The sequence below is a fragment of the Enterococcus sp. BWB1-3 genome (genome assembly GCF_016745275.1).
Taxonomy (GTDB): Bacteria; Bacillota; Bacilli; order Lactobacillales; family Enterococcaceae; genus Enterococcus_L.
Genome location: NZ_JADOEP010000016.1, coordinates 1 through 11,893 on the forward strand (window position 1 = coordinate 1; position 11,893 = coordinate 11,893).

Consider the following 11,893-nt stretch of genomic DNA (forward strand, 5'->3'; position numbering starts at 1 on the left):
AACCCCCAGACAACAATTTGAACAAGAAGCTTTTATAGTTGTGAGTTGATTTGACAGTGAGCCTCTTGGAATGTGGCTTAAGTCTGGGAAGTCTGGCGGATACCAGACTGTCCTGATCAGACTGCCACACACCAACTCACAATCAAATCAACAACGGAACGTAGAGATAACAGACATTTTTCACTTATTTCGAAAAGTGGCTAACTTGTTCTTGAAATTTGGGTTAAATATATTTCAAACAACATTAAATGTGTGGAGGAGGATATTTATGAAAAAAATAGTTATTTATACATTATCTTTAATTGTTTTGGCTACTGGTGGTATCGCTGTCTCAGCAGCAACGGAATACCCTGATGGTGGTACATGGAATTATGGTGTCGGTGTCACAGGTTCATATTCTGATTATTTCCATGGTACTAAACGCCACAGCGCTACTGTAAAAAAAGGTTCAGAGGAATCTTATCAAGCTCAAGGGGCTGGCGTGTGGGCTAAGGCTCGTCTTGGCGCATATTCAGGATGTAATTTCTATTATAATTATTGGTAGAATGGCTTTGAGAGAGTAGACATATTCTCTCAACTATAATAGGAACGGGGCGTATGTATTTTACGTTCCGTTTTTCTTTAAAATTAGGGGGAACTACTTTGAAAAAAGCAATGATCTTATTCCTATCTATAATAACCATTTTAATAAGTATTGCATTTGCACTAAATAAAAAATCAGAAGAAGGTAAATATTATGATAATATTGAGTTAACTAGTAATTCCACTCATTTTTTCATAAAAGATTCGGATATATCAATTGACGATCAGTTATCAGAGTTTTCTTCTTTATCAAAAAAATACAACGCTACATTTATTCGTTCTGATATTTTAACAGAAAATGGAAAAACATATATTTATAAATCAGGTATATATTCCACTCATTATTTTGATCAATTGGGTATCAAACTAGCAAGTGGAAAAATCCCTGCTTCTAATAATGAGTTTCTTGCAAATTATAATACTGAAGATAACAATCAAAGTGGCCGTATTTCGAATATGTTTTCCGATAAGAAGTTAATTTTTGGAACATTGCAGGATTTTTATGATAAAAATAAAATGAGTGTAAATGGTAGCTATACACTTATATCAGAATCAAAAGATTCAGATGATATTTTAAATCAGATTTCTACAGTCTTTAAAATTCCTAAAGATGAACTGTTAAAAGCTACTTATGAGCAAGCATATGGTCAAGGAACGATATACTTGTTAGTGTTAGTGCTATCAATCATTATCATGGCAATATTCTGCCTGATGAGTGCATTTTATCCAATTGCTAAATTAAAAGAAATCGGTGTGATGAAGTTGCTTGGCTTTAAAGATATAGATATTTGGCTAAAGCTTAATAAAGTTATATTATTAGTCCCTGCTCTTTTCTATATATGTACACTTCCTATTCAATCCTTTATTATTTCAGATAGCAATCTATCTTATTTCTTGGAATTAACGTTAGTTGAATTAGTTGTTTTTGTATTAGCTTGGATATTTTCTTTAGTAATGTTAATCATTATTAGACGCTATAATCTCTCGGATATTTTAAAAAATTTCTTTAATTTAAAATTTTCACTTTATTTCAGTTATCTATTGAAGTTCTTCGTTTTCGTTGCCGTTGTTGCCGTTATTCCTTTGTTAGTAACAGAATTAAATACTCTACAAAAGGACTTAAAAGCAAAAGATTTATATGAACAGCAGAAACATTATCTTACACTATCAAAGTTTAACTACGTTGATGATGAATTCCAAGAGTCTCTCCAAGGGAAAGGAAAATTAGATTCTAAATTAATTAATCTGTATAAAGAGTTAGATACTTCAGCTGACATTCAATATGTTTCTGTAAGTAATATAAATGGTACCGTATTTAACGGAGCTAAAATAAATACAAGTAAATTTAAAGATATAAAATTTGATAATTCGGATGATTATCTAATTATGAGTGCTAATGAGAACTATCTGAAAAGAATTCAATTCAACTTACCAACACCTTTATCAAAAATATATTCTGAAACAGAAATGACTTATCTAGTTCCTGAATATTTGAAAAAAGATTTTGAAAAAACAGAATTTTTTATAAGAATTCAACTCGCATCTCTTCTATCGGATAACTCGTTTGAAAATATTGAAGATATCCCAATTAGGTTTATCTTTTATCCAAACAATGAAAACGAAATATTTTCTGAAAATATAGAAATGATAGGAAATAATAAGACATTTATAAAAAATCCAATTATTTTTTGCATAAATAACAACACAATAAACACAAGTAGCATGTTCCTAAAAAATAGTCCATTAAGTAATCCACTTAGAATTGAGAATACTAAAGAAAATAAACTTGCTATAAGTGAAGCAATAATAAATAACAACCTTGATAATAATTCTATACAATTTGAAAATATTCTTTCCACAGGCTTTGCACAAGAATTGCTTATTTCACAATCTAGTGTAGGGATTTGGATTACTATCCTATGTCTAACGATTTCAGTTAGCGTATTAGCTTCTTATTACATTATATTGATTATTTTGGCTTCCAAGAGAAAAGAAATGATTATATCAAGACTTTTAGGCTATACTTTCTATGATAGGTATCGCAATGAAATTTTTTATTTCTTTTCCATCTATATTTTTGGACTGATAGAAATAGTCATTTTGAATAAGCAACTACTATCAATGTTAGCTTACTTGTTACTAGTATCAATAGATATTTTTATTATTTTCTTAATGGTTACTCGATATGAAAAAGGAACACTTAGTGCAGGTTTGAAGGGGGACGTAAGATGAGTATTATTAATATCAAAAACTTCAATAAAAGTTTCGGGGATAAAGTCGTTTTTAAAGATTTTAATTTAGAAATCAACGATGGCGATATGGTTGCAATAACCGGCCCTAGTGGGTGCGGAAAAACAACTTTGCTTAATACCATTGGCTTGATTGAGCCCATTGAACAAGGTGAATATCATATTTTTCAGAAAGCAGCACCAAAAATAAATTCGAAGCAATCCAATAAAATGATTAGAGAAAACATTTCATATTTGTTCCAAAATTTCGCATTAGTCGACAATTTTACTATAAAAGAAAATTTACTGATGGCGTTAAGATATGTGAAACAAACAAAAAAAGAAAAAGAAGAGTTAATAGATAATGCACTACGAATGGTTGGATTAGAAAATTATCAAAAATTAAAAGTATTTGAAATTTCAGGTGGAGAACAACAGCGAGTTGCTATTGCTCGTTGCCTATTAAAACCAAGTAAATTAATTCTCGCGGATGAACCAACTGGATCACTGGATACTAAAAATAGAGATGAAATTTTAGCAATCTTGAACCAGTTAAACAAAAATGGGCAAACTATTATCATAGTAACACATGATAACAAAGTAGCAGAGAGTTGTCATCATACTATTAGGCTCGGTATATAAAAAGGAAGGAGCTACAAATGAAATTACAAAATAGAACACTTAAGAAACTATTGATTTTGATTCTTTTGGTAGTTGGTGTTATTTCTTCCTTTTTTTATGTAACATCACGATTTGATTCGCTAAATAGATTTAATCCTCTAGTAAAAATGCAAATTGGATACGCAATTGTACCTGAAAAGGTGACATACAATGGTGGAAAAGAATACGCTGATGATGGAAAGCGTCAAATACCAGATGATTATAAGAATATTGAAGTAATAAATTTAACTACTATGAAAATTGAAAAATTAACATTTAAAGGTGGGCAAGCTCCAGAAGATCATAATTATGTTAAGGTTCATTATAAAGGAAGCTATGTATACAAAATAACATTTATAATAGATGATTCAGTTCCTAGTGCTGTGATGAAAGTAATGAGAAAAAATAAAACTGCTGAATAATAAAACGGCTCTATACTTTATGATGTTGGTGAGAAATCACTGGCATCTTTTTTAGTAAAAATATATGGAAAAGGCACCCTACAATCCTTTAAAATAAAGTCGTCAAAAACCACTTTAAAGGAAAATGCACGATGTCCTATTCAGATTCTATCAAAGATATGCTCGATACTCTAGACTTAACTCTTCATTTCGAAGAAAATTGTTTTTCTAAAGAACTAATCAAGGAACAGGTGTGTATGTTTTTTTCTGGTGTCCTCGATGACGCCCCTCGCAATTATCCGCATTGCTTATGTTCTATGGCTTCTGTGATTATCCGCTGGAGATTTACATCAAAACCTGCACTCATTCTAATGAATAAAGTATCCGAGTTTCAAACGTACGTGAACAATTCGAACAGAAGAAACGGCAATGACAGAGATTGCGCGACAGAAAAATGTCTCGGTTTCTTCAGTTTATCGCGTAATGAAACAATTCTATGAACTGAAAAAGATGAGGCAGCTCACCTTGTCCTAATTTTATGCTAATATCAGTTAGACTATCGAACAAGAAGTTTAACTAGTGGTGAATTTATTAGATAGTGAGTCTCCTATAACGTGACTTCACGTCCGGGAAGCCTGGCAAATGCCAAGGTAACTTTTTGAAAACATACTATTAATATTGCCTGTAACTCTTGAGATGTCAACATTTCAAGGAGGGTCATAATTAGTTGATAAACGGCAAGAATTTAATTGACTATAGAATGTATAGCTCCTACTTTATAATTCCTGATACATTTTTATACACCGGAATCCCATTTTGCCCATTATCTAGTATCAGCATTATATATTGTGTGATTAGGCAAGCTCTTGGATATCTTACCATTTAGTACTCTGGATCAAAAAAAGTTCTATTTTTTACCTCGCCCTTATGATAGTTCAAACCCCAAAATCGATCCAGAGCCATGGTTTGATGAACAGGAGTATATAATCAGGATTTACAATTACTAAAGTACCGCTTCTGATTTTAAAGTAACATTGTCTAGAATGGTCATCACTAATACGGCAAAAGAGAAAGAACTTGCAGGCAAGCACCTCTATATTTGAAGTACGAGATTACTCAAAAAGGCAACTGCCCTCATGCTTATAAACGTGGTTACGCAAAGAACCAAATTTGTGTAAATGTATTCTTCCGAAATAATTCAATGGTGCAGAACCCTTATAAATCAATCGTATTCATCAAATCAATTAATTTATTTTGTGAAGCATCTAATTTATCTGCTAAATTCGTATTCACTTGATTATAGGCCTCTTTATCTGCAGCCTCTGCTAACTTGTTAAAATAATCTGCTTGAATTTCATTATATTCTTTCAACGCAGCCTGTAGTTCAGTAAGCTCTTTTACTTTTTCTTCATCTGCGTCCAATTGAAGCTCATCCATTTTTTTAGCTTCCGCTTCCCAAGCTTTGTACTCGTCAGAATTAATAACATCCTTGGCATGCTGACTTACCACTTCAAAATCATCCGATTGCCCTTCTGACTGCTTCATCATCAATGCCTGTTGCTTCTCGAAATATACCTCAGTAAGTGCAACAAAATCTTCTACTGATGCTTCTTTTGTTTCACCACTACCTGCCGTGCTGCTTTCATCTTTACTCACATCATTACTTGCTCCGCAACCTACCATTCCGATAGTCAACAGTGTTAACAAAAATCCTACAAATAATTTTTTCTTCACTTTAATTTCCCCTTTTTCATCAGATTAATTCATTATCTATTATGAAGATGCTATTCACAGGCCAGATTAACCTTGATAAATAACAACTATTTTATAGATTAATGATACTTTATTAGCAGGTGAAATTCATTTACACTTAACACTCATTTGTCTATTGTTATCAAGAAACACTATGATTAATTCTCTCAAATTAGTGAGTATCCTAAATCTATTTTGAATTTTTGTACAAGCTATTTAAAGAATCACTCAACATTTTTAGGATGCTCTCCGAAATGAATGTTACAGATTGTTGGAATCCTTCTTGAAACCACTTCTCTATAATTATGGCTACTCCTTTTGTCATATATGAAGCGTAGTAATCCAAATCTCGCTTAGAAAATTTTACATAAAAAATAGTCGGTAACACTCGGATAAAATGATCAAAATACACAGCATACAGTTCATCCATTAACTCCACATCGCTATTTTTATTCATCAACATTTCTATTGCCTCTTTCCGTTCATAAAAATAACCAGTGATTTCTAATACATTAGGCAATAAGCGCTCAGTTATTTCTGACTTTGATTCCATATCTATCGTCAGTAAAAAAGTAGCATTCTTCTTTTGAATTTGTTTAAATCCTTCGATAATTTCTTCTAATAACGATTCAATCACTTCATATTTGTTTGCGTAATAATTATAGAATGTAATCCGACTAATAAAAGCTCGCTTAGCAATCTCTGTCGTACTGATCTTATCAATCTGCTTTTCTTTTACCAGTTCTATGACCGCATTTTGTATAACCCGTTTCATTTGCATGTTAGCATTCCTTTTCTACCATCTTTGAGATTTTAGTATACCGATAAATAATTCATGGGACAAGGTAAAATTAATACCTCCTCTCATCACATAATCTTGCCTCTAACGCATCTAGAGGTTGACATAAGTTTTGTATTTCTAGCTTATTTCCAGTCATAATTCTAAACGGCTTTGAATTTTTATTTAATTTGTTAAATTAAGCTGGATAATTGTTTCTCATTTACGTAACTCAAAAATACTTCTAATGGTGTTCGGTAATTTAAGGATTTTCTTGGTATGTGATTTCATTTGGAAACAACAGCCGCAACAAAAGCTTGGTCAACTTGATTGAAATCCATCGTTTTAGGTAACCCATCTTTACATAGCAGTCCATTAGAATGCTCGTTTAGCCTACGTTGTGACAGTGTCCCAGAGTCTGCAAAATAAATAGAAATATCGTTGGAATTACTTATGCTTTTCCAGTTTGAGAATTCCTTTCCACAGTCAAAGGTAATGGATTTAAACAAGTTTCGAGGACTATTTTGTAGCCATTCAGTTGTCGTTTTTTCAATATTTGTCAACTTTTTTTCTAAAAACCATAAGAACAAGAAGAATTGACTTTCGCTTGCAGTTTACATCGTATATGCATTTCAGATATTGAACGGGAAAAAGAAACATTTCAATCGACAACATAAAAAAAATTGCTTACACTTTAGATATAGAAACATATGAATTATTGATAAAAATAATTAACTACAAAAAATGAAAATAATGACAGGAGAGATTTTTATGTCAGAACAAGATTTTTTTAATTATTTAACACTTGCTTTAAAAAACTTAGGAAGTGCTAAAGCTTTAGCTTTTAATATTGAAAATGAAATAAAGCGATTACTGAAGATCTATTCTACTGATGAAGTAATTAACAAATTACAAAATAAAAAATAATCACATCAAAAAATTGTCAGTCTATTAATAGCTTTATTAACAGCTACTATTATAATTCTAATAAATTTCATATACTAAAAAGGTCATTCAATTAAGGTGACCTTTTTCAAACATTAGCTATACAAACTTCAAATATAGAAAATAGTAATAATGTATAGACAACTAATAATTGGAAGTAAAGCATAAATTTTTTATTTAAACTGTTTATGCGTATTCTCACAATACTTACAAGAAAGGTAGCTATTAATCCAGCCGGTCAAATTAACAATAATATAAAACAAAACCGTTAACAATATATTACTTTGGCCTTTAAAAACAGTGAGTACAAACAAAAAACTAACACTTAAGTTGATAAGAAAATAATTATTGTTCTTAAGTAATCCCAAACTATTCATTCTTCTAGGACAATAGTGATGCTAAGTAGTGTGCTATAAAAACTAATAATGAAACAACAAAAGCAGCAGTGCCCGTGACTCCCGATAGCCACGCAACTACAGAATACGAACCTGAATGTATTACCCCAACAGCTATCATAACAGTTCTGCATGAAAGTCTAGCTCTCGGATTCGGAGTTGGTAATTGCTGTAAAACATCTTCTTTTATTTGACTAATAACTTCGTTATCTCCAACTAAATATTATTACAAGGTGAACTTGCAAAATACATGAATTTTATCACTGAGGTTGAATCCTTTGCTCATTCGGTTATTTCAAAAAAACATACTCTGAAAAAATCATTGAACTCAAAAATTCCAATAAGAGTATTTTTGAATTACGTATATAAAGATGTTTGCTCAACTTAATTTGACAAATAAAATGTTATGCAGCTGGTAAGGGCACAAAAAGTTTACCTTCAATTAACAATATTTTTTTGTTATCAGATAGTGTGATATAATCTCTCTATCTATTTGAATTTACTCAATTAGAGTACTAACAATAAAGTAAAAAAAAGAAGTGATGACCTTGAGACAGCTACTGTCTAACCATGATTTAAAATTATTAACCTTATTAGAAAAATTGAATAAAAATCGCGGTAAGAATTCGTTGAAGAAACTCAGCAGCTCTCTAACAATTCCTATCCGCACTATCTCAACATATATTCAAGAATTTAATGGGTATAATCTCCCCATATACATTTCTTCTGATAACCGAGGAGTACGCCTAATAATTCCAAAAGAACATTCTTTTCGATATATCTACAGCGTAATTTTTAAAAATAGTTTAGAATTATCTGTACTTCAACAAATATTTTTAGCTGAAAACATGTCTCTGGATGAATTAGCTGAAAAGAATTTTGTCAGCACTTCGACAGTTAAACGAGCTATTTCAAGAATCAAACCTGTTTTAAAGAAGGAAGGTATTATCATTTCCGGATCTAATCTCTCAATTACAGGAGACGAAGAGAAGATTAGACAATTTTTAAATTATTTTTATGATGAAAAATATTTTAATCTGGAATTTTTGACTAAGGAACAAGAACACTACTTACATATATTAGTTCATGACTTATTTCATCAAAGAGGGATAAAAATTTATAAAAATCAAGTGAACAAATATATTCGCTGGATATATCTCAATTCCATACGTATTAAATACAATCATCGAATTTCTCTTAAAAATTATCGCTTCAGCTCAAGTAAACTATTGTCGGATGAAGTATTTGTAAACAGCTTCCACTCTCTATTTGGTATTCCGCTAACCTTAGAAATAATCAATGACATGTTTTATCAACTAAATAATTATTACTATTACCATTCCTATAATCAGATAGAAAAAATGTTAGCGCAATCAAGCGAATTAAAACACCAAGTACAAACGATTAAAACAAATTTACATAATATATCAATTGATTTAAGAATTGATTTACCAGACTCTACCAAACAAATGTTAACACTGGATTTCATGAATATCTTGCAATTTAGAAACTCACGAACCTTCATTCTCTATAATCGCAGAGAGATTTTTCTAGAGCATTTATCAACTAAGTACCCTCATATAAAAGATTATCTTTCTTCTTATGTCGTCAATCTTATGGCTCCTGATGCATCACAATCTGAAGTCAATGAATTAATCTACATCCTAATTACCCATTGGTATGAGCTCTACAATCGTCTCCATAAAATTGAACACTGTATCGATATTTACATTTTTGTTGATACTGACTTAGAACATGCATTGTTCATAAAAAAAGAATTAGAAAATCATTGTCGCTACAATATTAAATGCCATTTAATGATGGATGATGAGCCAATTACCATCCCTGATACAGCAATTTTAGTTACCTCTGTAGCTGCTACACCAAAAACTATAAAAAATGTTATTTGTTTTTCTGATTATTTTAGTGATCGCAATTGGTACGACTTAAACAATCAGATAAGAAAAATCACTATGGAAAAAGAGACTGGGGCATAAGCGCTCAGTTTCAAACACCAAATAGATATCATGCATCATCTACTCTGACAATAAGAAGGAATTCACGAAAATAACAAGTAGTGACTTAATCTTAATAGAGAGTGATAGGTTATTTCATAATAAAATGAGAATGGGACTGAGAAATTATTTCTAATTTCATCAGTCCCATTTATCATAGAGCACTTACGTACCAATAACAGCAGGAAACAAAAGAGCTTTTTGCTTCTGTTCCACCATTTATTCGGATTTTCCAAATAGTATTGGTCTGGAAATTATTTATACCCCAAACCCTTTTCAGGATTAACTACTTTCTTAGTTCTCCAGTAATTTTTGACCAGCTAGAACCTCTCCGTTAACAACAATTTCAATATTGTGATAGTCTGTAGAATTAGTTATCACTATTGGTGTAACTGTACTTTTTTTATGTGCTTTGATAAACTGTTCATCAAATAAAAGTAATTCTTGTCCAAGCACTACCTTGTCGCCCTGTTTAACCAAGGGTGTAAACCCTTCACCATTTAATTCAACCGTATCCATTCCAATATGAATTAAAATTTCGGCTCCTTCTTCTGAGACAATACCAATAGCATGATTTGTAGGAAATAGAAGAGTTACTGTACCGCTTACCGGTGCTATTACTCTTCCTTCACTCGGCAAAATGGCTACCCCTCGTCCCATAGAACCAGAAGAAAATACAGGGTCATCTACCTTTTCTAAAGAGAGCAGTTTACCACTCATTGGAGAAAAAACAGTAATTTTTTCGCTAACCACTGACGGCTTTTCTTCATTGGCAGCTATCTCTTTCTTAATACGTTTATCCTCTTGACCTTCATCGAAGCCTAAAATAAATGCTAATATAGCAGCTATTACGAAGGCAGCTGATAAACCAATGATACCCATCATAGCACTTGATTCAATACCGTCTCGTCCAATCATATTTGGTATAGCAAGAATACTAGCATTGAATGCAAATGATTTAACTCCAAAAAATGCAATGACTCCCCCTCCAATTGCTCCACCAATTGAAGCAGCAATGAACGGTTTTTTCAACGGTAATGTGACACCATATACCGCAGGCTCCGTAATCCCAAACAAAGCAGTTAATGAGCTTGATGCAGCAAGACTTCTCATGTTTTTATCTTTTGATTTTAAGAAGACACCGAACGCTGCACCTGATTGGGCAATTACTCCGGCAATTGACATTGGCAATAAACTATCATAGCCTAATGTTGAAAAATTAAGCAGCGTTAATGGAACAAAGCCCCAATGCATACCGAATACAACTAATATTTGCCAGAAGCCTCCCAATATTCCCCCAGTAATTAACGGACTAAATTCATAAAGACCATTTACCCCCTTACTTAAAATAGAACCAATTACTGTGCCTAAAGGACCAATTAATATATACGTAAGCGGAACCATAATTATTAGCGTCAATAACGTAACACCAAAAATTAAAAATTTCGGTACTATTTTTTTAAAGAGCCCTTCTACATAACGCTGAACAAGAACTGCTAAAATAATTGGAAAAACCGTTGACGTATAGCCTGCGCCATAAATAACCGGTAAGCTTATAAAAGTAAGATCGGCAGTATTTTCAATTGGGTAAACCATAGCCATAGCTAACGCCATTGCTATATACTGATTTGTTTTAAACTTTTTAGCGGCTGTAAAAGCAATTGCAATAGGTAGGAAACGAAAGAAAGCATCCCCAGTAGCGTTTAATAATGTATAAGTTCCTGTTTCAGCAAATTCAGGTGATAAAAACACCGCCAGACTTAATAATCCTTTTAATACCCCAGTACCAGCTAATACTGTTAAAAAGGGAGTAAAAATAGAAGAAACAATATCAATAAATTTGGCAACCAGCCCTTGTTTCTCACCGGTTGTCTCATCGCCTGCAACATTCCCGCCCATCACATCTAATAAACTTTCATAAACAGTACTTACCTCATTCCCGATTACAACCTGATATTGTCCGCCGCTTCGAACAATTTGAATTATTTCAGACATTTTTTTTAATTCTGAAGTAGAGGCCACATCTTCATTTTTCAAACGAAAGCGTAGTCTTGTCGCACAATGAAAGACGTCATTAATATTCTCTTTTCCTCCAACTCCTTCTAAAATTTTTTGAGCTAATTCTTTATTATTCATG

At 32.0% G+C, this 11,893-nt stretch carries 9 protein-coding genes and 1 pseudogene; 6 read left to right on the forward strand and 4 right to left on the reverse strand.

All coding sequences use genetic code 11. The features are described 5' to 3' along the window. The first annotated feature begins 268 nt into the window (after positions 1-268). The 4 genes from IW492_RS11460 to IW492_RS11475 all read left to right on the forward strand — a co-directional run bounded on the left by IW492_RS11460 (position 269) and on the right by IW492_RS11475 (position 3,892). Complete coding sequence (locus IW492_RS11460) at positions 269-544, forward strand: lactococcin 972 family bacteriocin (protein WP_202067770.1); 276 nt, start codon at positions 269-271, stop codon at positions 542-544. A gap of 98 nt (positions 545-642) precedes the next feature. Next, the gene (locus IW492_RS11465) at positions 643-2,814 is read left to right on the forward strand and encodes a hypothetical protein (protein ID WP_202067771.1); all 2,172 of its coding nucleotides are present in this window, start codon (positions 643-645) and stop codon (positions 2,812-2,814) included. Positions 2,815-2,816: 2 nt separating this feature from the next. Continuing rightward, a complete protein-coding gene (locus IW492_RS11470; RefSeq protein WP_202067850.1) occupies positions 2,817-3,452 on the forward strand; it encodes an ABC transporter ATP-binding protein in 636 nt (211 codons plus the stop codon). Positions 3,453-3,469: 17 nt separating this feature from the next. Continuing rightward, entirely contained in the window at positions 3,470-3,892 is a 423-nt protein-coding gene (locus IW492_RS11475; protein ID WP_202067772.1) for a hypothetical protein, read from the forward strand. Between the two features lie 1,194 nt (positions 3,893-5,086). Here IW492_RS11475 and IW492_RS11480 read toward each other — a convergent pair. The 3 genes and pseudogenes from IW492_RS11480 to IW492_RS11490 all read right to left on the reverse strand — a co-directional run. Then, positions 5,087-5,605, reverse strand: coding sequence for a hypothetical protein (locus IW492_RS11480; protein ID WP_202067773.1), 519 nt, complete (start codon positions 5,603-5,605; stop codon positions 5,087-5,089). A gap of 208 nt (positions 5,606-5,813) precedes the next feature. Next, positions 5,814-6,404, reverse strand: a complete 591-nt coding sequence (locus IW492_RS11485) for a TetR/AcrR family transcriptional regulator (RefSeq protein ID WP_202067774.1) — start codon at positions 6,402-6,404, stop codon at positions 5,814-5,816. A 191-nt stretch (positions 6,405-6,595) separates the two neighbouring features. Further along, positions 6,596-6,970 (reverse strand): annotated as a pseudogene (locus IW492_RS11490) (IS30 family transposase); the annotation flags it as partial. A 202-nt stretch (positions 6,971-7,172) separates the two neighbouring features. Here IW492_RS11490 and IW492_RS11495 point away from each other — a divergent pair. Further along, a complete protein-coding gene (locus IW492_RS11495) occupies positions 7,173-7,328 on the forward strand; it encodes a hypothetical protein (protein ID WP_202067775.1) in 156 nt (51 codons plus the stop codon). 961 nt (positions 7,329-8,289) lie between these two features. Further along, positions 8,290-9,738, forward strand: coding sequence for a helix-turn-helix domain-containing protein (locus IW492_RS11500; protein WP_202067776.1), 1,449 nt, complete (start codon positions 8,290-8,292; stop codon positions 9,736-9,738). A gap of 312 nt (positions 9,739-10,050) precedes the next feature. On the opposite strand, the gene IW492_RS11505 is transcribed toward IW492_RS11500, so the two are convergent. Next, positions 10,051-11,892, reverse strand: a complete 1,842-nt coding sequence (locus tag IW492_RS11505; RefSeq protein ID WP_202067777.1) for a beta-glucoside-specific PTS transporter subunit IIABC — start codon at positions 11,890-11,892, stop codon at positions 10,051-10,053. Position 11,893 lies beyond the last annotated feature (1 nt).